The organism is Providencia sp. PROV073, from assembly GCF_033688125.1.
GTDB classification, from domain to species: Bacteria; Pseudomonadota; Gammaproteobacteria; order Enterobacterales; family Enterobacteriaceae; genus Providencia; species Providencia hangzhouensis.
The window spans coordinates 1,063,578-1,084,200 of sequence record NZ_CP096353.1; the positions used below are offsets into that span (position 1 = coordinate 1,063,578).

A 20,623-nucleotide genomic window follows, 5' to 3' on the forward strand; every position below is an offset into this window, starting at 1 on the left:
TTAACATCACAGGCGGGAGGTCGACTTGATCCCGGACGTATCGAAAGCGCTCTCATGGTTAGAGGCGCACCCAGAAACACTTAATGGTATTCAACGTGGTATTGAGCGTGAAACATTGCGTGTAACCCCCACAGGCGCAATTGCAGAGACCTTGCATCCAGAAGGGCTGGGAAAAGCTTTAACACATAAATGGATCACGACAGATTTTGCGGAGTCCTTACTCGAATTTATTACTCCTGTAGATAAAAGCATTAGCCATAATTTGGCTTTTTTGCGAGATTTACACCGCTATACAGCTCGTCACCTTCAAGATGAAAGAATGTGGCCGCTGAGTATGCCATGCTTTATTGAAAGTGAAGATAAAATCACTCTTGCGCAGTACGGCTCTTCTAATGTGGGGCAGTTTAAAACGCTGTACCGCGAAGGCCTTAAAAATCGTTATGGTGCTTTGATGCAAACGATAGCAGGGGTGCATTATAACTTCTCTTTGCCGATTGAATTTTGGCAAGCATGGGCGGGTATTGAAGACGAAGAAAGCGGTAAAGAAAAAATTTCTGAAGGCTATTTACGTCTAATTAGAAATTACTACCGCTTTGGTTGGGTTATTCCTTATCTATTTGGCGCATCTCCAGCTATTTGCGGCTCTTTTTTGAAAGATAGAGATACAACGCTATCATTTGATAAAACAGACTGTGGTACGTATTACTTGCCTTATGCGACATCATTACGCATGAGTGACTTAGGTTATACAAATAAATCACAAAGTGATTTAAACATCACATTCAATAAATTGGATGAATATGTAGGGAACCTGAAAAAAGCCATCCATAAGCCTTCAGCTGAATTTGAAAAACTGGGTGTAAAAAAAGACGGCAAATATATTCAACTAAATACGAATGTGCTGCAGATTGAAAATGAGCTCTATGCCCCAATACGGCCCAAACGCGTTCCTAAAGGCAATGAATCACCTTCTGACGCATTATTACGTGGTGGTATTGAGTACATTGAAGTCCGTTCACTTGATATCAATCCATTTAGTGCGATAGGCGTTAATGAAACGCAAGCTCGTTTTGTTGATCTATTCTTAATATGGTGTGTACTTGCTGATGCACCTGAAATGAATGCTCAGGAATTAGACTGTTGCCGTCAAAACTGGAATCGTGTCATTCTTGAAGGTCGTAAACCAGGCCAAGTCATTGGTTTCGGTTGTGGCAGCGAAGTTAAACCATTAGTTGACGTTGGGCAGCAATTATTTAATGACTTGATCCGTGTGGCTGAAGTGCTAGACACTTGTTGCGATGCAAAATATCAAGAAGTTTGTCACCAATTTGTTGCTATGTTTAAAGACCCAACTCTTACATATTCAGCGCTTGTTATGGATGAAATGTTAGAAAAAGGTATTGGTGGTTACGGGTTAGAATTAGCTGAAAAATATTTTGAACAGTTAGTGAACGAGCCGTATGAAGTGATAACTGAAGAGCAATTTGAGCAAGCACGATTAGCTTCAATAGCGAAGCAAGCGAAGATGGAACAAAGTGAGAGCGAAAGCTTTGAGGACTATCTACGCATTCATGCAGGACGCTAAAAGAAATGGCCACTCTAGGTGGCCAAAAAAAATCTCTTAGAGAATTAGGGATGATAACAAATTGCGCGTCTTTCAATAATTCAGACTCTGTATTTTCAAAATAGTTTCATTTATTTTAGAAAATATTTTTTATTTTCGAGGAGGTCACGAAATGCCATTATTAGATAGCTTTACTGTCGATCATACTCGCATGTCAGCACCTGCTGTACGTGTGGCAAAAACCATGAAAACACCAAGCGGTGATACCATCACAGTTTTTGATTTGCGTTTTACTGTACCAAATGAAGAAGCCATGACAGAAAAAGGGACGCATACTTTAGAGCACCTTTTTGCAGGCTTTATGCGTGATCACCTCAACGGAAATGGTGTTGAAATTATTGATATTTCACCAATGGGGTGCCGTACTGGTTTTTATATGAGCCTTATTGGCCAGCCAGATGAACTGCGTGTTGCTAATGCATGGAAAGCGGCAATGGAAGATGTTTTGCAAGTGAAAGACCAAAACAAGATCCCTGAATTGAATGTCTATCAGTGCGGTACATACAAAATGCACTCACTGGAAGAAGCCCAGCAAATTGCACGTAATGTTCTTGCATCAGAAATTGGTATCAATAAAAATGATGAATTAGCATTACCTGCAGAGAAACTTGAACAGCTACACGTTTAGTTTTTATCAAATATTCTCTATAAAAAGAGCCAATTAAGGCTCTTTTTATTTTATAAGAGAATTAAATTGCAAGTTTATGGCTAAATTAAAGATCAGGGACTTGAGAACTAAATGTAAGAGGTGTGATCCTAACCTGTTTAACGATATTTTCACTCATCGCTAATACCTCGATAAGGTAATGCCCCACCACGATTTGCTCTTCAAGCTGTGGAATATCACCAATGACCTCTAAAACCATGCCATTAACCGTCCTAGGGCCATCTATGGGGAGATTCCAATCAAAAGCCTTATTCAGCTCACGAATATTAGCAGAACCGTCTACAAGAACGCTTCCATCACTTTGTGGCAAGACTTCTTCGGCTAAAGATGGTGACATCGAGGTTGTGAAGTCACCCACTATCTCTTCTAATATATCTTCGACAGTGATAAGGCCTTGAATTTCACCGTATTCATCAACAATGATCCCAAGTTTTTCTTTATTGTGCTGGAAGTTAACTAACTGAACATTTAATGGTGTACTGTTAGGAATAAAATAAATGTTATCTGCAGCTTTAATTAGGTTTTGCTTATTAAACTCACGTTTTTCCATCATAAGACGGTATGCTTCACGGACGCGTAAAATGCCAATAGAGTCATCAAGTGAGTCGCGATAAAGCACAATACGGCCATGAGGGGAGTGCGTGAGCTGCCGAATGATTGATTTCCAGTCATCATTGACATCAATACCAACAATCTCATTCCTTGGCAGCATAATATCGCCAACAGTGACTTTGTCTAAGTCTAAAATTGAAATTAACATGTCTTGATTTCGGCGGCTAATTTTATGCTTTGATTCGTTAACAATGGTGCGTAGCTCTTCCTTATTAACCGCATCAGTTCGTGCGGTTAGTGACTTCACCCCAATGCAGCGTAACAGTAGCGCGGAAATAGTATTAAATGCCCAAACAATAGGCATCATGACTACTTGTAATGGTTTTAAGAGGTAACTACTTGGAAATGCGATTTTTTCAGGGTACAGCGCTGCCAGTGTTTTTGGCATGACTTCGGCAAAAATGAGGATCACAAATGTCAGGATCCCTGTAGCCATAGCTACACCTGCATTCCCATATAATCGCATACCAATGATGGTCGCTAATGCGGAAGCGACTATGTTGATTAAGTTATTACCAATAAGGACTAGGCTTAACAGCTTATCAGGGTGTTTAAGAAGTTTTTCAACGCGGATCGCTGAGCGATTACCTTGTTTTGCTAAATGTTTTAACCGATAACGGTTTAGCGTCATCATCCCTGTTTCTGATGCAGAGAAATAGGCTGACATAAAAATTAAAACAATCAATATGATGATTAGCGTACTCGTGGACACATCATCCAAAACAAGTTTCCTTATATTGTGAAAGTCGTGGCTTTATTTGCGTCAAAATACCATAAACTCCTGTATTAAACGGTTACCAAAAAAAGCCATTGTTAAGATGATTGAGCCACCAACATGGAAAAATAGGACGCGCTTACCTCGCCATCCTCCATGGAAATGTCCCCAAAGTAGAGTGATATAAACAAACCATGCAATGACGGATAATACCGATTTATGGATATTTTCTTTATCAAAAATATTATCCATATAAATAAAGCCAGTACACAAGGTCAGAGTCAGCAAAATGACCCCAACTTGAGTGATGTGGAACATTTTACGTTCAATTACCATCATGGGTGGCATATCTGGACTAAATTTTAAGGTTTTGTTCTTTAGCTGATGGTCAATTAAAGCCACTTGTAATGCATATAAAGCCGCAATAAGGAGTGTCGCATAGCTCAACAAAGCTAGACCAATATGAACAAAAAGTGGTACTCGAGCTTCAAGATGCGTAATAAACTCACCAGGCATTAGCGTTGACAGCATCAAGTTAATAATGGCAAAACTATAGACTATAGGCGTTAAGTACCAAGCTTTTCCCCAGTAAGCGACAACAGTCATAATCACACACATGAGTAAGCTCACTGTTGAGCCTAAATTCAACAGAGTGAGGTTTTGTCCCTCGGCTTCACTGAAAATCAAAAATTTCAATGTAATAGCGTGAGTTACTAACGCAACAACGGCAAGAAAAAGCGCGAGGTGGCGGTAGAACGGCTGTTTACGCACTTGGCCAGGGACGATCAGTAACAGACTGACCATGTATGTACAAACTGCTATGACTGCAAATACGGGCATAGTATAGTGTCGTTAATCATTTTTAGTGGAAAGTTATTCATAGTATAACTTGTACGAGTGTAGGCTCCAACTATTGGACAAGCCAATCACAATATATTCATTGCTGATAGCATTTCATGCGCCTACTGCTTGGTTTGTATTATTAAATTCATGCCATAATAACCTGTATCATCTGTTTCAAACAGGGGGCAGCGAAAAAACTGCGGGCATGTTACAATGGGGCATTATTTTGCCGCGATTATTTTTAGTGTTGGTTTCCCTTCATCATTGTGAAGGTATTGATGCTTATAATTCAAGTTGTTAGGTGACACGCACTTGAAATTATCTGTATTAGCAACCAGATCAGGCTGACATCGGCCCATCAACAGAATTGAGCTAAGACATATGTTTGATAATTTAACTGACAGACTATCGCGCACGTTGCGCAATATCAGTGGGCGTGGGCGTCTAACTGATGAAAATATTAAAGAAACACTACGCGAAGTTCGCATGGCCTTGCTGGAAGCTGACGTTGCTTTGCCAGTTGTCCGTGAATTCATTCAAAAAGTTAAAGAAAATGCCGTTGGGCAAGATGTCAATAAAAGTCTAACACCTGGCCAAGAGTTCATTAAAATAGTTCAAAATGAACTGACTAGGGCGATGGGGGACGAAAACCACCAACTTAATTTATCCGCACAACCTCCTGCTGTTGTTTTAATGGCAGGTTTGCAAGGTGCCGGTAAAACGACCAGCGTTGCAAAATTAGGTAAGCTCTTAAAAGAAAAGCAAAAGAAAAAAGTATTAGTTGTCTCTGCTGACGTTTATCGCCCTGCAGCGATTAAACAACTAGAGACATTAGCTGAAAGTGTTGGAATTGACTTTTTCCCTTCAGAAGTACAAGAAAAACCCACTGCAATTGTTCAAAAAGCATTAAAACACGCACAATTACAATTCTACGATGTGCTGTTGGTGGATACCGCAGGTCGCTTGCATGTTGATGAAGCGATGATGGAAGAAATCCAAGAAGTTCACCGTATTATTAAGCCAGTTGAGACCTTATTCGTCGTTGATGCGATGACAGGGCAAGATGCGGCAAATACAGCGAAAGCATTTAATGAAGCCTTACCACTGACAGGGGTTGTGTTGACCAAGGTCGATGGTGATGCACGAGGCGGTGCGGCACTTTCAATTCGTGCGATTACGGGGAAACCTATTAAGTTCTTAGGTGTTGGTGAAAAAACTGATGCCTTAGAACCATTCCACCCAGAGCGCGTCGCGTCTCGTATCCTTGGTATGGGTGATGTGATTTCTCTGATTGAAGAGATTGAGCATAAAGTTGACCGTGATGAAGCTGAAAAGCTTGCTAAAAAACTTAAAACGGGAGATGGCTTTGATTTAAATGACTTTTTAAGTCAATTGAAGCAAATGCGTAATATGGGCGGCATGGCGAGCATGATGAGCAAAATGCCAGGAATGTCTCAGTTACCCGATGCCGTTAAGTCCCAAATGGATGATAAAATCACCGTTCGTATGGAAGCGATGATTAATTCCATGACACGTAAAGAACGTGAAAAACCGGAAATTATTAAAGGTTCACGAAAACGTCGTATTGCGGCAGGTTCGGGAACTACCGTGCAAGAAGTTAATCGCCTCTTAAAACAATTTGATGACATGCAACGCATGATGAAGAAAATGAAAAAAGGCGGTCTAGCCAAGATGATGCGCGGCATGAAGGGTATGATGCCACCGGGTTTTCCGGGGCGTTAAGCAATAAAGCCTCAAACAAAACGCACTTTTGATTGATTTTTGCGTCAAAGTGAGTAAACTTTTCGGGCTTTTTATATGACAGCCGGACTCTATCCCTCGATGGAGTCTGGTTGTTTTGTTAACTAATGAGGATGTTATGGTAACAATTCGTTTATCTCGTGGCGGCGCTAAAAAACGTCCGTTCTACCAAATCGTTGTGACTGATAGCCGCAATGCGCGTGACGGTCGTTTCATTGAGCGTATCGGTTTCTTCAACCCGATCGCTGCAGGTCAAGCAGAAGAACTGCGTTTAGACCTGGACCGTGTTGAGCACTGGGTTGGCTTAGGCGCAACTATTTCTGACCGTGTTGCACAACTGGTCAAACAAGCTAAGAAAGCAGCTTAATCTGTCGCGGTGGTAACAATGAGCAAGCAAACTAAACTACAGCCACCTGAAAACCCAATTGTATTGGGGAAATTAGGTGCGGCATACGGTATTCGTGGTTGGCTCAAAGTTTTTTCGTCCACCGAACATGCTGAAAGTATTTTTGAGTATCAGCCTTGGTTTATCCAACGTTCAGGTCAATGGCAACACATTGAAATTGAAGATTGGAAACATCATAACAAGGATATCATTGTCAAGCTGAACGGGGTCGATGACCGCGATGCAGCCGCGCTTTTGACTAACTTTGAAATTGCGGTTGATTCAACCCAACTTCCTGAGTTAGAAAACGAATACTACTGGAAAGACCTGATGGGCTGCCAAGTAGTGACGTTACAAGGCTATGACCTTGGTACCATCACTGACATGATGGAGACCGGTTCAAATGATGTGCTGGTCATTAAGGCGAATTTAAAAGATGCATTTGGCATCAAGGAGCGGTTGGTTCCGTTTCTTGATGGGCAGGTTATCAAGAAAGTCGATCTCGATGCCAAACTTATTGAAGTGGATTGGGATCCTGGTTTTTAAATCTCCGGTTGAACGGTTTTGATAAGTGGGACGAAATTATGTGGATTGGTGTAATTAGCCTGTTTCCCGAAATGTTCCGCGCAATAACCGAGTACGGGGTAACTGGTCGGGCAGTGAAAAATGGCCTGCTAACATTTGAGTGCTGGAATCCGCGAGATTTTACTCACGATAAGCACAAAACTGTTGATGATCGCCCCTATGGTGGTGGTCCAGGCATGCTGATGATGGTGCAACCGCTTAAGGATGCAATCAACGCAGCAAGAACTGAGGCTGGTGAGGGTGCAAAGGTTATTTATCTTTCACCGCAAGGGCGCAAACTTAGTCAAGACGGTGTTTGCGAGCTGGCAACCAATGAGAAATTGATTCTTGTTTGTGGCCGCTATGAAGGCATTGATGAGCGTATCATTCAAACCGAAGTTGACGAAGAATGGTCAATCGGTGATTACGTTCTCAGTGGCGGGGAACTTCCCGCGATGGTGTTGATTGACTCAGTTTCACGGTTTATACCGGGAGTACTTGGTCATCAAGCTTCTGCTCAAGAAGACTCTTTTGCAGATGGTTTGTTAGATTGTCCGCACTATACCCGCCCTGAAGTGTTAGATGGCATGCAAGTTCCTGATGTTTTACTTTCAGGAAACCACGCTAAAATAGATAGCTGGCGCATGAAACAATCACTCGGCCGTACCTGGCTTAGAAGACCTGAGCTTCTGGAAAGCCTAGCTCTGACTGACGAGCAGAGGATGTTGCTGGCTGAATTCCAACTGGAATATCAGTCTGAGCAACAAATGAATCCAGACAATTAATTGTCTAAACATATCAGTTTACCTAGGGTAAGAGAGTTATTATGAGCAACATTATTAAACAACTTGAACAAGAGCAAATGAAGCAGGACGTACCTTCATTCCGTCAGGGTGACACCGTGGAAGTTAAGGTATGGGTCGTAGAAGGCTCTAAAAAACGTCTGCAGGCATTCGAGGGCGTGGTTATCGCTATTCGTAACCGCGGTCTGCACTCTGCATTCACTGTTCGTAAAATTTCTAACGGCGAAGGTGTTGAGCGTGTATTCCAAACTCACTCTCCAGTCGTAGATAGCATTGCTGTTAAACGTCGTGGTGCTGTTCGCAGATCTAAACTGTACTACCTGCGTGAGCGTTCTGGTAAGGCAGCTCGTATCAAAGAGCGTCTGAACGCCAAGTAATACGCTTTCGCTACATCCGAAAGTTATGTTATGAGAGAGGCCCGCTTTGCGGGCCTTTTTATATTCGTCACTATATTCTTCATATTTCAAATTGTAGCTGTGTTGGCAGCACTCAGCCCCACAGGCCACATACCTTATTCGTCATATTTCAAGTTGTAGCCGTGTTGGCTGCGTTCAGCCACACAGGTCACATACTTGTGTATGCTCCCTGCGATGTCCTCACTTTGCCGCCTTGCTACAACTCGAACTATTTAGAATATAGCTGATAACTTATGCTTACCTGTAAATAAATGCTTACAGATTGCTTATTTTTCTTTAGTCTATTAAAATATTTTAATGTTAAATTAATGTAAAACTGTAATTTATTCAATTAATTATGGTGGTGTAAATAATTCAATACGATAGTGGAAATATTTTACATAAATGGATTGAATTGTTTACGATGCATGGTATGTTATTACTCATACACCCAAACACAATACGTAAATAATAAACTAAGCAAATATAAGCTAATAAGTAGGTAAAAAATGATCATGCAAAAAGATGTACTCAACAACGTGAATATTCAAGACGAGCAGGTATTAATCACTCCTGAGAGTCTGAAAGAGAAATATCCGCTGAGTCGCAGCAACCTGCATGCCATTGCGACATCGCGCCAAGTGATTGCTGACATTATTCATCAACGCGACCCTCGCTTACTCGTGGTATGTGGTCCTTGCTCAATCCATGATGTGGATGCCGCTATTGAATATGGTGAGCGCCTGAAAGTATTAGCCGAAGAATTAAGTGATAGCTTATATATTGTGATGCGTGTGTATTTTGAAAAACCTCGTACAACCGTAGGTTGGAAAGGTTTGATTAGTGATCCATTTATGGATGGTTCTTTTGAAATGGAAAAAGGCCTACATATTGCTCGTGACTTGTTGACCAATTTAGTGAATATGGGACTGCCATTAGCGACAGAAGCATTGGATCCTAACAATCCTCAATACTTAGGGGATTTATTCAGTTGGTCAGCCATTGGTGCAAGAACGACTGAGTCACAGACCCACCGTGAAATGGCATCTGGTTTATCTATGCCTGTTGGTTTCAAAAATGGAACCGATGGGAGTTTATCTACAGCGATTAATGCGTTAAAAGCAGCAGCGATGCCACACCGTTTTATGGGAATTAACCAATCTGGCCAAGTTTGTTTATTACATACCAAAGGTAATAGTAACGGACATGTCATTTTACGTGGTGGGAAAACGCCTAACTACAATGCTGAAGACATTGCGGCTTGTGAAGCGGAAATGAAAAAAGCAGGTTTAGAGCCGTCCCTTATGGTGGATTGTAGCCATGGAAACTCGAATAAAGATTACCGCCGTCAGCCATTAGTTGTTGATTCTATTATTGAACAAATTATTAATGGTAATGAATCAATTACAGGTATTATGCTAGAAAGTCATATTAATGAAGGGAATCAAACATCTGAACAAGCCCGTGACACAATGAAATACGGTGTGTCAGTGACAGATGCCTGCATTAACTGGCAAACGACGGAAACGGTATTGCGTAAATTACATCAAGCATTGTTGCCTGTGCTTGAACAACGTGCGCAAAAATTGAGTAAAGTGAGCTGATCAAGGTATTGGTATGTCTGTTGAGTTATCCCATTTACGGGAACAAATTGATGAAGTTGATAAATCGTTACTAGATTTATTAGCAAAAAGGCTGCAACTGGTTGCTGAAGTCGGTGAAGTGAAAAGCTTACATGGTTTACCGATTTATGTGCCTGAACGAGAAACAAGCATGTTGGCAGCACGTCGCGCCGAAGCTGAGCGTATGGGGATCCCACCTGATCTGATAGAGGATATTCTAAGGCGGATCATGCGCGAATCTTACGCACGTGAAAATGATAAAGGGTTTAAAACACTGAACCCATCAGCTGGCCCAATTGTGATTGTAGGTGGTGATGGGAAAATGGGGCGGTTATTTCACCGTCTCCTTAATTTATCAGGCTATCAGGTTAAGACATTAAACGAAGATGACTGGGCACAAGCAGAATCTATAGTTGCTGGTGCGAGCGTCGTGATGGTTAGTGTACCAATACATTTGACAGTACAAGTCATCAACCAGCTGCCTAAACTGGATAAAAGCACGGTCTTGATGGATATCGCATCGATTAAGCAACAGCCATTAGAAGCGATGTTAGCAGCCCATGATGGGCCAGTACTTGGGCTTCACCCGATGTTTGGTCCTGATATTGGTAGTGTTGCAAAGCAAGTATTTGCTTACTGTAATGGCCGTGGCTCAGAGTCTTATCAGTGGTTTCTTGAACAGTTATTAGTTTGGGGGGCACGTTTGAAAGAAATCTCAGCCGAAGAGCATGATAAAAACATGAGCTTTATTCAGGCATTACGCCACTTTACAACATTTACTTACGGGCGAAATCTTGCTGAGGAAAATATCGATTTACAGCAATTACTTGATTTATCATCGCCTATTTATCGTTTAGAGCTCGCGATGGTTGGGCGGCTGTTTGCTCAAGACCCTCAACTCTATGCAGACATTATTATGTCTTCAAATGAAAATGTTGAATTGATACGCAGATATCATCAATTGTTAGGTGATTCAATAGCGCTACTGGAGAAAAAAGATAAAGCGGAATTTATTCGCCAATTTAATCAAATTAGCCAGTGGTTCGGTGAAGATGCCCATCATTTTATGAAAGAAAGCCAATCATTACTGCAACGAGCAAACGATAATCGAAAATAATCATCCCGCCTTCTATCGTGTTTTATAGCGGTAGAGGGCTTTATTTTCTTGTTAATTTTTTGTTACCTTCTATGTTCTTCTATTTCAGTTAATCTCACCAAGAATGTTTATTTAAAATAGGTAATTGTACTTATCTATATAATTTCTATCGAATAATATGCTAATCAGATAAAAACTGAATTTATTCACTATCTAATTTCAAATTAATCAATTTTTAAAATCAATATTTATAAATCGATCGATTTATATGATAAAGATTTCACCTGTTTTACCGATAACACTACTCATTAAATGATGGTTAGCGTGGTAAATATATGTCTTTTAAAAATCTCAAAATTAGTATGAAGTTAACGGTAGCATTTGGTGGTTTTGTTGCGCTTATTATCCTAAGTTCACTTTTTTCTTTAGCCAATATGAACCGAGCTAATGATGGCATGAAACAAGTCCTGTATGAAAGTTATCCTATTGCCTCTACCGCAGGACAAATGATGGATAACTTTTATTCTTTTATAGGGATCCAAGAGCTAATTTTACTTGATGATCGTGGTAGTGATAAACGCAGAGAAGAGTTGGCTAAAATTACATTAAAAATTAATGGATTGATGGAAAGCTTAGAAAATAACGTTACAGATGATCGCTCTAAAGAAGTCTTGGCTGATTTGCGTGTTATTCGCCAACAGTTTCATTCATCAATTACTCGCATCAATACCTTTTTATCAGAGAATAATCGCCAAGCTGCTATTGATGAAATGATGACTAAAACGTCTAGTATTCAACGTGATTATCGTGATCAAATTCAAACTTTAATGGCTATCCAAGATTTGGAAATGCAAGAGGTTGGCCGTAAAGTGAATGCGGATTATGAAAACAATAAACTATTACTAGCGGTGTTATCAATCTTGAGTATTGGCGCGGGCTGCGTAATGGGCTGGTATATTACGAACATTATCACAAGGCCATTGGAAAATGCGGTTAATTTCGCGCAGTCAATTGCAAATGGGGATCTGACTAAAGATATTCAGGTCACCTCAAAAGATGAAACGGGTGTATTGTTAAATGCACTTAATGATATGAAAGAGCACTTGCTGGAAATCGTTCAAGAGGTTCAACAAGGTTCTGAAAGTATTTCGGCAGCAGCAGGGCAAATTGTCGCGGGGAACCAAAACCTGGCGGCGCGTACCGAAGAACAGGCTGCATCAGTTGAAGAAACGGCCAGTTCAATGGAACAAATAACTTCAACCGTTCAAAACACGACTGAGCACACTCATGAAGCTAGCATGCTTGCAGACCAAGCGGCAATTATTGTACAAAACAATGGCGACATGATGAGCCAAGTCACGAACAAAATGCGTACAATCAATGGTTCATCATCACAGATGACAGAAATTATTAATCTAATCGACTCTATTGCATTCCAAACCAATATTTTAGCATTGAATGCATCTGTTGAAGCTGCAAGAGCTGGTGAGCATGGGCGAGGCTTTGCCGTTGTTGCCGGAGAAGTGAGATTATTAGCACAAAAAAGTGCCGCTTCCGCGAGTGATATTCGTGTGTTGATTGAAAATTCATCGGCACAAACACAAGAAGGCATGGAACTTGTTGAAAAAGCAACTCAACAAATACATGGCATGGTTGATAGTGTAAAAGAGATGAATGCGTTATTACGTGAAATTGGGCAGGCTAGCCGTGAGCAAAGCGATGGCATTTCTCAAATCAATAGTGCGGTCGGGCAGCTTGATTTAACTACACAGCAAAATGCGAGTCTAGTTGAAGAATCTGTTGTCGCAGCGGACTCATTAAATGAACAGGCGTACCATTTGAAGGAGCTAGTCAATTATTTCAGAGTGAAATCTTCGAATTATCAATCTGAAGTGAGAGCATAGTTTCAGTTTAGTAGGCTGCACTGAAAAAATGCAGCCTAATTATATTTTAATTAAGGCGTAATTTTTTCAGGTTCAACAGGAACCACATTTTCGGATGGGTAGCAGCCTAATATTTTAATTGACCTAGTAATTGTTGAAAGCTCTCTTAAAGCTTGTTGCATATTATCTGAACGTAAATTGGCATGCACATCAACATAAAACATCTCTTCCCATGGTTTTCCATTTATTGGGCGTGATTCTAACTTGCTCATGATTATCTTATTATTTTTCAAAATAACTAATGCATCAACTAAGGCACCAGCTTGTTGGCCAGTGGTCAGAAGCAGTGTTGTTTTAGCCGGTACTTGTTCAGTGACTTCAATTGGTTGTGGTGCAACAACAATAAAGCGTGTCATGTTAATTTGCTGATTAGCGAGATTATGCTCTATTACGCTTAAATCGTATAAGGCGCCACCGGCTTCACTTCCAAGTGCCGCGACACTCGGTGAGTTTTGGTCTGCGACCATTTGCATTGCAGTTGATGTGCTATCACAATATTTTATTTCCCAGTGTGGGAATTGTGCTAAGTATTGGCTGCATTGTTGGAAAGGCTGAGGGTGGCTATACACGGTTTTGATCTGGCTGAGATCGGTATTTCCTGTTGTTAAGAGGCAATGGTTAATTGGGAGCCGAATCTCTCCGACGATTGATAATGATGTATTTTGCAGTAAATCGTAAACATCGTTAATTGCGCCCGAACTGGTGTTTTCTATTGGTAAAATGCCATATTCCGCTTGCCCATTTTCAACTAATGAAAAAATATCTTGGAATTTATGGCAACTGCATTCAACTAGTTGGTCAAAATGACGGGCTGAGTACTGGCGTGCCGCAATGTGTGAATAAGAACCTTTCGGCCCTAAAAATGCGAAACGCGCGGTATCACTAGGGGTTAAATTTAAATGCTTTTGTAAAATAGCCTGTTGCGTAAGAACAGAGTCCTCAATAATCATCTGGAATAGGCGAGTGATATAAAAGCCATCAAGCCCTAGCGGTTTGCCTTTGTTGATTAAAACATCAAGAAGCTGGCGCTCACGGTCTTTATCACGAATAGGGCGGCTATCATCAATTTTTGTTTCAGCGACTTCAACAGCATAACCACGGCGCTTTGCTAAAAGATTTAGTAATTCACTATCCAGTTGACTTATTTTCTCTCTTACTTTTAATAAATTAGTGCTGTTTTCCATGCTGCCCACCCTGTTAATATCATGATATAAAAAAAGCCCCCTAGAGGGGGCTTTCTAATTTTGTCTTCTTTTCTTTCTCGAACGACAAAAGCCCCCAATTAGGAGTTGCTAAAGAAGAAAAAGAAAACAAAATTAAGATTCATATGAACACCTTTAGTCAGATTCAATTTAAATAAACCCGATACTCACTAAGAAGTCAATAGGTAAGGGTCATAAACATAAAAAAACGCGCCCATGGTGAGCGCGTTTATAAGGTTCAAGATTAGTTGATAGATAATATAAAATTATAACGTAACAGTATTATTCGCTTCTTTTACACTATTATATGCTCTTCTTGATTCTCCTTTATGTTGCACTTTATTAAGTTGTCTTTCGAGTTTGTTAATTAGTTCATTAATTGCAACGTACATATCTTCATGCTTGGCACTTGCGACCAATTTTCCTGTCGCTGTTTTTATGTTGGCATCAACCATAAAACCTTGTGGCTCTTTTGATAATACGACATGCGTATTTATTAGAGATACTTGCCACTTATCGAGTTTTGTTAGACGGCTCTCAATGTGCTCACGAATCGCTGGGGTAATGTCCATTTGTTTGCTAGTAATGTTCACTATCATATAGTTACCTCTCATTGTTTCCGTCTTTGTTGATTTCAGAATACCCGTTCTTGCTAAGAAAAAATTGATGTAGATCACATCTCATTCAGGGGAAGAGTAACAGCTATCTGAAGTGTGATTTCACATAAAAAAGGGGCGAAAAAGCATTGCCAAAATGAATGGATTAAGGGACACTGATTGAGTTGGCTAGGGGAACGGTAAATAGCCGGAACTTTTTTTGGGTTAAAATTAGTACCCTAAATGAGCAAGCAACTAAATCGCCGCTAGCAAAGAAAAACAGCAGCCATGGCTGCTGTTTTAGATCGCACGATGATATTATTGTGGGTTTGCAGCAATAATACTCGCAACTTTATTCGCTTCTTGGTTTAGCCCCATCTCATTATAAGCAATTTCCATGTATGCTAAGGCATTACGTGTTGCTTCTGTGTCTGGGTAGTCTTTTAGCATTTGTTGAACACGATTAACAACCGCGACATAAGCACCGCGTTTGTTGTAGTATTCGACAACAGAAAGGTCGAATTTCGCTAAGCGGTCTTTTAAGAAGACTAATCGCTTACTCGCATCATTGGAGTATAAGCTGTTAGGATAGTAGCGAACTAACTGACTGAAATCTTTGAATGCAACTCGTGCATGCTGTGGGTCTCTGTCTGAGCGGTCAATACCAAAGAGGCCTTGCAATAAGCTATCATCCAGAGCCATCGCGGTTAAGCCTCGCATATAGAGGACATAATCAATATTTGGATGAGTTGGGTTCAAACGCATGAAACGGTCAATTGCGGCTATCGCCATTGGCAGCTCTGCTGATTTATAATATGCATAAATCAGGTCTAATTGAACCTGCTGAGCATATGGACCAAATGGATAACGGTTATCAAGAGCTTCAAATTGTTTAATCGCTGCTTTAAAATTGCCGTCCTGTAATTTTTGCTGACCCGTTGCATATATTTCAGCAGGGGTGCTATCAGGGCTGACTTCAGGAGTGCTGGAACAGCCGACTAAAATCAGGCTCAACGTGGCTGCAGCCACCAGATTTTTCATACGTATCATCACGTGTAGGTTATCCTCTGAGTGTTTCGAGGGAGTCTATCCATAAGGCTCCCGGCAAAATTCGAGTTACAATAGCATATATTTTAAATGAAACGGCACTGCCGTCAAAATACAAACACCAAAAAGTAGATTAATTTATGGCTCAACAAGTACAACTTAGTGCAACTATCGCTGAATCACAGCTTGGTCAACGTTTAGATCAGGCTTTGGCCGAATTGTTCCCTGATTATTCACGTTCTCGCATAAAAGAATGGATTTTAGCTGATAGAGTGCAGGTTAATGGCAAAGTTATCAATAAGCCAAAAGAAAAAGTTTTTGGCAGCGAACAAATTTTAATCGATGCCCTCATTGAAGAAGATAATCGCTGGGAACCACAAGATATCCCACTTAATGTGATTTATGAAGATGAAGATATCCTAATTATTAATAAACCGCGTGATTTAGTTGTCCACCCTGGAGCTGGAAACCCAGATGGCACAATTCTTAATGCGTTGTTATATCGTTATCCTGAAATTGCTGATGTGCCGAGAGCAGGTATTGTTCATCGTTTAGATAAAGACACGACAGGCTTAATGGTTGTCGCAAAAACAGTTCCAGCTCAAACACACCTTGTAGAAGCATTGCAACGTAGAGAAATTACGCGTGAATATGAAGCGGTTGCGGTCGGCCGTATGACAGCGGGTGGCATGGTAGAAGAACCTATCTCTCGTCATCCAACTAAACGAACCCATATGGCTGTGCACCCAATGGGTAAACCTGCCGTAACACATTATCGTGTGATGGAACACTTTAGACCCCATACTCGTTTACGTTTACGTCTGGAGACGGGCAGAACTCACCAAATTCGTGTTCATATGGCTCATATCAATCATCCATTAATTGGTGATCCCTTATACGGTGGCCGCCCGCGCCCACTAAAAGGGGCGACCGAAGAATTTTTAGAGGTCATGCGTAATTTTGATAGGCAAGCACTGCATGCCACTATGTTACGCTTATATCACCCAATTTCAGGTATTCAAATGGAGTGGCATGCACCGTTACCTGATGATATGGTTAAGCTTATAGAAGCTCTAAAAGCAGACACTGAACTGCATAAAGACGATATGGACTGGTAATGAATACATTGATTTTCCCTGATTGGCCGCAACCTAAAAACATAGCTAGCTGTAGTACAACTCGAGTGGGTGGTGTGAGCCTGCCACCTTTTGATAGCTTGAATTTAGGTGATCATGTTGGGGATATACCCAATGCCGTCAGTGAAAATCGTCAACGCCTTGAGACGCTTGCTCAGCTACCACAACAACCAGTTTGGCTTGAGCAAGTTCATGGAACGGATGTGCTTCAGCTTGTTGGTGATAAAATTCATAATAGGCAAGCGGACGCCGTGTACAGTAATCAGGTTGGCCAAGTTTGTGCCATTATGACTGCGGATTGCTTGCCTGTGTTATTGACTAATCAAGCAGGAACGGAAGTGGCTGCAGCCCATGCAGGATGGCGCGGCCTATGTCATGGGGTTCTTGAAAATACAATCAATCAATTTATTAGCCCTGCAAATGAAATTATCGCTTGGCTTGGCCCCGCTATTGGTGCTGAGAAATTTGAAGTCGGTAAGGAAGTCAAAGAGGCTTTTGTTAATCAATCATCTGATTTAGCCTCTGCTTTTGTTCCTTATAATGATAAATATCTCGCTGACATTTATTTATTAGCACGTAAAAAACTACGGGCTGCTGGCGTAACGAAGGTCTATGGTGGTGATTTTTGTACAGTAACAGATGAAAACAGATTTTTTTCCTATCGAAGGGAAGGAAAAACCGGCAGGATGGCTTCATTGATATGGATAAATACCTAGTATTGGGGTTTTGTTCTAAATTAACGGATATATCAAAAATAATTCCTTGCAAAACTTGAATATTTAAAAACTGACCTCATCTAGTATCCAGTAGCAAATTTAATCTCATTTATTGGAGGTGTTATGCGTCTGGACCGTTTAACTAATAAATTCCAGCAAGCTCTCGCTGACGCCCAATCACTAGCCCTTGGGCGCGAAAACCAGTTTATTGAACCTATTCATCTATTAAGTGCCCTGTTTAATCAAGAGGGTGGCACAGTTCGTCCATTGCTGACGACGTTAGGCGTGAATGCCGTACAATTCCAGCAAAAAGTCGAAGATGCATTAGGGCGTTTACCTCAAGTGCAAGGTGTTGCGGGAGATGTTCAACCATCAAGTGACTTAATGCGTCATTTGAATTTATGTGATCAGTTGGCACAAAAGCACGGAGATGAATTTATCTCCTCAGAATTATTTCTTGTCGCCGCTTTAGAAGCCAATACGACATTAGCAGACATGCTCAAAGCAGCAGGTGTTAATAAAGATAATTTAAAAAAGGCAATAGAACAGATGCGTGGTGGAGAAAAAGTGAATGACCAAAGCGCTGAAGACCAGCGCCAAGCCTTGAAAAAATATACGGTTGATTTAACTGAACGTGCAGAGCAAGGCAAATTAGACCCAGTAATTGGTCGAGATGAAGAAATACGTCGGACCATTCAAGTACTGCAACGTCGTACTAAAAATAACCCTGTGCTGATTGGTGAACCAGGTGTAGGTAAAACAGCAATTGTTGAAGGGTTAGCACAACGTATTGTTAATGGTGAAATTCCAGAAGGGTTAAAAAACAAACGTGTATTATCCCTTGATATGGGGGCGCTGATTGCGGGTGCGAAATATCGTGGTGAGTTTGAAGAGCGTCTGAAAGCTGTTCTAAATGATCTTGCCAAACAGGAAGGTAACGTCATTCTGTTTATTGATGAATTACACACCATGGTTGGTGCAGGTAAAGCAGATGGTGCGATGGATGCGGGTAACATGTTAAAACCTGCGTTGGCTCGCGGTGAATTACACTGTGTTGGCGCTACCACATTGGATGAGTATCGCCAATACATTGAGAAAGACCCTGCATTAGAGCGTCGTTTCCAAAAAGTGTATGTGGCTGAGCCATCCGTTGAAGACACAATTGCTATTTTACGTGGTTTAAAAGAACGTTATGAACTGCATCACCACGTGCAAATAACTGACCCTGCGATTGTGGCAGCGGCAACGTTATCGCATCGCTATATTACTGACCGTATGTTACCTGACAAAGCGATTGATTTAATTGATGAAGCGGGTGCAAGTTTACGTATGCAAATGGATTCGAAACCTGAATCCTTAGATAGGCTGGAACGCCGTATTATTCAGCTCAAACTTGAACAGCAAGCGCTGAAAAAAGAATCGGATGATGCAAGTAAAAAACGTCTTGAGATGTTAGAAGAAGAGCTCGCAGAGAAAGAACGTGAGTACTCTGCGTTAGAAGAAGAATGGAAAGCTGAAAAAGCATCATTAACAGGTACTCAGCATATTAAAGCTGAACTTGAAAATACACGTATCGAGATGGAAAAAGCACGCCGTATGGGTGATTTGGCAAAAATGTCCGAATTGCAATACGGTAAAATTCCAGAATTAGAGAAACAGCTTGAAGCGGCAACCAAAGCTGAAGGCAAAAGCATGAAACTGTTACGTAACAAAGTAACAGATGTCGAAATTGCTGAAATCTTAGCTCGTTGGACTGGCATCCCTGTATCTCGAATGCTAGAAAGTGAAAGAGAAAAACTGTTACGTATGGAACAGCAACTTCATCAGCGTGTTATTGGACAAGATGAAGCGGTAGTTGCAGTATCGAATGCAATTCGTCGTAGTCGTGCAGGGTTATCAGACCCGAACCGCCCAATTGGCTCGTTTATGTTCTTAGGACCAACAGGGGTAGGTAAAACTGAATTGTGTAAAGCGTTAGCAAATTTCATGTTTGATAGCGATGATGCAATGGTTCGTATCGATATGTCTGAATTTATGGAAAAACATGCGGTATCACGTTTAGTGGGTGCACCTCCAGGGTATGTTGGTTACGAAGAAGGTGGGTATTTAACTGAAGCGGTTAGACGTCGTCCATATTCAGTCATTTTATTGGATGAAGTTGAGAAAGCACACCCTGATGTTTTCAACATTTTATTACAAGTGCTTGATGACGGGCGTTTAACGGATGGACAAGGTAGAACAGTGGACTTCCGTAATACGGTGATTATCATGACATCTAACTTGGGTTCTGACTTAATCCAAGAAAGATTTGGCATGATTGGTTACTCAGAAATGAAAGATATGGTGATGGAAGTGGTATCCCATAGTTTCAGACCTGAATTTATTAACCGTATAGATGAAGTTGTTGTATTCCATCCATTAGGTAAAGAGCAAATTACGAATATTGCCAATATTCAATTGGCTCGTTTATATAAACGTCTTGAAGAGCACGGTTATGAAGTTAGTGCGACACCTGCTGCACTGGAGAAAATTGGGGAGGCTGGTTTTGACCCAATCTTCGGAGCAAGGCCATTAAAACGCGCAATTCAGCAGGAAATTGAAAACCCTCTGGCACAAGAAATCTTGTCAGGTAAGTTATTACCAGGTAAACCTGTCGTTTTAGATGTAGAAAATGACGAAATCGTTGCTAAACAGTAATTGATATTATTGTAAAATCAAAAGGTGGCTATTGTTAGCCACCTTTTTTATATCAAATTACGTATAAAATCACTTTTTTTGCTTGATAATTGGGCGTAAAGTATAAAATATCACCACTTGAAAATTTTTTTCAAAAAAACACTTGCCAGATTTTTCTGACTCCCTATAATGCGCCACCACTGACCGGGAACAAGACAAC

At 40.9% G+C, this 20,623-nt stretch carries 18 protein-coding genes and 1 other annotated feature; of the genes, 13 read left to right on the forward strand and 5 right to left on the reverse strand.

Annotation, left to right across the window (positions count from 1 at the left end; translation table 11 throughout):
- Window positions 1-25 precede the first annotated feature (25 nt).
- The gene (gene gshA, locus M1F17_RS04745) at window positions 26-1,585 is read left to right on the forward strand and encodes a glutamate--cysteine ligase (protein ID WP_094962027.1); all 1,560 of its coding nucleotides are present in this window, start codon (window positions 26-28) and stop codon (window positions 1,583-1,585) included.
- Between the two features lie 151 nt (window positions 1,586-1,736).
- Window positions 1,737-2,252 (forward strand): S-ribosylhomocysteine lyase, encoded by a 516-nt coding sequence (gene luxS / locus M1F17_RS04750; RefSeq protein ID WP_004914042.1) that lies wholly within the window; start codon window positions 1,737-1,739, stop codon window positions 2,250-2,252.
- Window positions 2,253-2,337: 85 nt separating this feature from the next.
- Here luxS and M1F17_RS04755 read toward each other — a convergent pair whose 3' ends face one another.
- Both M1F17_RS04755 and M1F17_RS04760 read right to left on the reverse strand, forming a co-directional pair.
- Entirely contained in the window at window positions 2,338-3,624 is a 1,287-nt protein-coding gene (locus tag M1F17_RS04755; protein ID WP_036958918.1) for a CNNM domain-containing protein, read from the reverse strand.
- Between the two features lie 42 nt (window positions 3,625-3,666).
- Complete coding sequence (locus M1F17_RS04760; RefSeq protein ID WP_004264820.1) at window positions 3,667-4,458, reverse strand: inner membrane protein YpjD; 792 nt, start codon at window positions 4,456-4,458, stop codon at window positions 3,667-3,669.
- Window positions 4,459-4,842: 384 nt separating this feature from the next.
- Between M1F17_RS04760 and ffh the strand changes: the two genes are divergently transcribed.
- From ffh to M1F17_RS04800, 8 genes are all read left to right on the forward strand, one after another.
- Window positions 4,843-6,204, forward strand: a complete 1,362-nt coding sequence (gene ffh / locus M1F17_RS04765) for a signal recognition particle protein (RefSeq protein WP_094962025.1) — start codon at window positions 4,843-4,845, stop codon at window positions 6,202-6,204.
- A gap of 136 nt (window positions 6,205-6,340) precedes the next feature.
- A complete protein-coding gene (gene rpsP / locus M1F17_RS04770) occupies window positions 6,341-6,589 on the forward strand; it encodes a 30S ribosomal protein S16 (RefSeq protein ID WP_004264823.1) in 249 nt (82 codons plus the stop codon).
- Window positions 6,590-6,607: 18 nt separating this feature from the next.
- Window positions 6,608-7,153 (forward strand): ribosome maturation factor RimM, encoded by a 546-nt coding sequence (gene rimM, locus M1F17_RS04775; protein WP_004264824.1) that lies wholly within the window; start codon window positions 6,608-6,610, stop codon window positions 7,151-7,153.
- A 38-nt stretch (window positions 7,154-7,191) separates the two neighbouring features.
- Window positions 7,192-7,956 (forward strand): tRNA (guanosine(37)-N1)-methyltransferase TrmD, encoded by a 765-nt coding sequence (gene trmD / locus M1F17_RS04780; protein ID WP_094962024.1) that lies wholly within the window; start codon window positions 7,192-7,194, stop codon window positions 7,954-7,956.
- A gap of 41 nt (window positions 7,957-7,997) precedes the next feature.
- A complete protein-coding gene (gene rplS / locus M1F17_RS04785; protein WP_004264827.1) occupies window positions 7,998-8,351 on the forward strand; it encodes a 50S ribosomal protein L19 in 354 nt (117 codons plus the stop codon).
- A 527-nt stretch (window positions 8,352-8,878) separates the two neighbouring features.
- Window positions 8,879-9,973: a 3-deoxy-7-phosphoheptulonate synthase gene (locus tag M1F17_RS04790; protein WP_004264828.1), complete on the forward strand. Its 1,095-nt coding sequence runs from the start codon at window positions 8,879-8,881 to the stop codon at window positions 9,971-9,973.
- Window positions 9,974-9,986: 13 nt separating this feature from the next.
- Complete coding sequence (gene tyrA / locus M1F17_RS04795; protein ID WP_110592306.1) at window positions 9,987-11,108, forward strand: bifunctional chorismate mutase/prephenate dehydrogenase; 1,122 nt, start codon at window positions 9,987-9,989, stop codon at window positions 11,106-11,108.
- Between the two features lie 314 nt (window positions 11,109-11,422).
- A complete protein-coding gene (locus tag M1F17_RS04800) occupies window positions 11,423-12,991 on the forward strand; it encodes a methyl-accepting chemotaxis protein (protein ID WP_206277439.1) in 1,569 nt (522 codons plus the stop codon).
- Window positions 12,992-13,041: 50 nt separating this feature from the next.
- Here M1F17_RS04800 and pheA read toward each other — a convergent pair whose 3' ends face one another.
- From pheA to bamD, 3 genes are all read right to left on the reverse strand, one after another.
- Entirely contained in the window at window positions 13,042-14,214 is a 1,173-nt protein-coding gene (gene pheA, locus M1F17_RS04805; RefSeq protein WP_004264832.1) for a bifunctional chorismate mutase/prephenate dehydratase, read from the reverse strand.
- A 26-nt stretch (window positions 14,215-14,240) separates the two neighbouring features.
- Window positions 14,241-14,358: a sequence feature (Phe leader region), on the reverse strand.
- Between the two features lie 140 nt (window positions 14,359-14,498).
- Entirely contained in the window at window positions 14,499-14,831 is a 333-nt protein-coding gene (gene raiA / locus M1F17_RS04810) for a ribosome-associated translation inhibitor RaiA (RefSeq protein ID WP_036958924.1), read from the reverse strand.
- A gap of 315 nt (window positions 14,832-15,146) precedes the next feature.
- The gene (gene bamD / locus M1F17_RS04815; RefSeq protein WP_004264835.1) at window positions 15,147-15,878 is read right to left on the reverse strand and encodes an outer membrane protein assembly factor BamD; all 732 of its coding nucleotides are present in this window, start codon (window positions 15,876-15,878) and stop codon (window positions 15,147-15,149) included.
- A gap of 137 nt (window positions 15,879-16,015) precedes the next feature.
- On the opposite strand from bamD, the gene rluD reads away from it, so the two are divergent.
- From rluD to clpB, 3 genes are all read left to right on the forward strand, one after another.
- Entirely contained in the window at window positions 16,016-16,993 is a 978-nt protein-coding gene (gene rluD / locus M1F17_RS04820; RefSeq protein WP_318837269.1) for a 23S rRNA pseudouridine(1911/1915/1917) synthase RluD, read from the forward strand.
- Window positions 16,993-17,727 (forward strand): purine nucleoside phosphorylase YfiH, encoded by a 735-nt coding sequence (gene yfiH / locus M1F17_RS04825; protein ID WP_094962021.1) that lies wholly within the window; start codon window positions 16,993-16,995, stop codon window positions 17,725-17,727. The genes rluD and yfiH overlap by 1 nt, the downstream gene beginning before the upstream one ends.
- Before the next feature lie 123 nt (window positions 17,728-17,850).
- On the forward strand, window positions 17,851-20,424 hold the full coding sequence (clpB, locus tag M1F17_RS04830) for an ATP-dependent chaperone ClpB (protein ID WP_094962020.1): 2,574 nt from the start codon (window positions 17,851-17,853) through the stop codon (window positions 20,422-20,424).
- Window positions 20,425-20,623 lie beyond the last annotated feature (199 nt).

What these genes read in the sequence shown, in the direction of transcription:
- luxS (WP_004914042.1), top strand. Translation starts at nt 1,737, where the DNA reads ATGCCATTATTAGATAGCTTTACTGTCGATCATACTCGCATGTCAGCA.
- M1F17_RS04760 (WP_004264820.1), bottom strand. Translation starts at nt 4,458, where the DNA reads ATGCCCGTATTTGCAGTCATAGCAGTTTGTACATACATGGTCAGTCTG.
- ffh (WP_094962025.1), top strand. Translation starts at nt 4,843, where the DNA reads ATGTTTGATAATTTAACTGACAGACTATCGCGCACGTTGCGCAATATC.
- rpsP (WP_004264823.1), top strand. Translation starts at nt 6,341, where the DNA reads ATGGTAACAATTCGTTTATCTCGTGGCGGCGCTAAAAAACGTCCGTTC.
- rimM (WP_004264824.1), top strand. Translation starts at nt 6,608, where the DNA reads ATGAGCAAGCAAACTAAACTACAGCCACCTGAAAACCCAATTGTATTG.
- trmD (WP_094962024.1), top strand. Translation starts at nt 7,192, where the DNA reads ATGTGGATTGGTGTAATTAGCCTGTTTCCCGAAATGTTCCGCGCAATA.
- rplS (WP_004264827.1), top strand. Translation starts at nt 7,998, where the DNA reads ATGAGCAACATTATTAAACAACTTGAACAAGAGCAAATGAAGCAGGAC.
- M1F17_RS04790 (WP_004264828.1), top strand. Translation starts at nt 8,879, where the DNA reads ATGATCATGCAAAAAGATGTACTCAACAACGTGAATATTCAAGACGAG.
- tyrA (WP_110592306.1), top strand. Translation starts at nt 9,987, where the DNA reads ATGTCTGTTGAGTTATCCCATTTACGGGAACAAATTGATGAAGTTGAT.
- M1F17_RS04800 (WP_206277439.1), top strand. Translation starts at nt 11,423, where the DNA reads ATGTCTTTTAAAAATCTCAAAATTAGTATGAAGTTAACGGTAGCATTT.
- pheA (WP_004264832.1), bottom strand. Translation starts at nt 14,214, where the DNA reads ATGGAAAACAGCACTAATTTATTAAAAGTAAGAGAGAAAATAAGTCAA.
- raiA (WP_036958924.1), bottom strand. Translation starts at nt 14,831, where the DNA reads ATGATAGTGAACATTACTAGCAAACAAATGGACATTACCCCAGCGATT.
- bamD (WP_004264835.1), bottom strand. Translation starts at nt 15,878, where the DNA reads ATGATACGTATGAAAAATCTGGTGGCTGCAGCCACGTTGAGCCTGATT.
- rluD (WP_318837269.1), top strand. Translation starts at nt 16,016, where the DNA reads ATGGCTCAACAAGTACAACTTAGTGCAACTATCGCTGAATCACAGCTT.
- yfiH (WP_094962021.1), top strand. Translation starts at nt 16,993, where the DNA reads ATGAATACATTGATTTTCCCTGATTGGCCGCAACCTAAAAACATAGCT.
- clpB (WP_094962020.1), top strand. Translation starts at nt 17,851, where the DNA reads ATGCGTCTGGACCGTTTAACTAATAAATTCCAGCAAGCTCTCGCTGAC.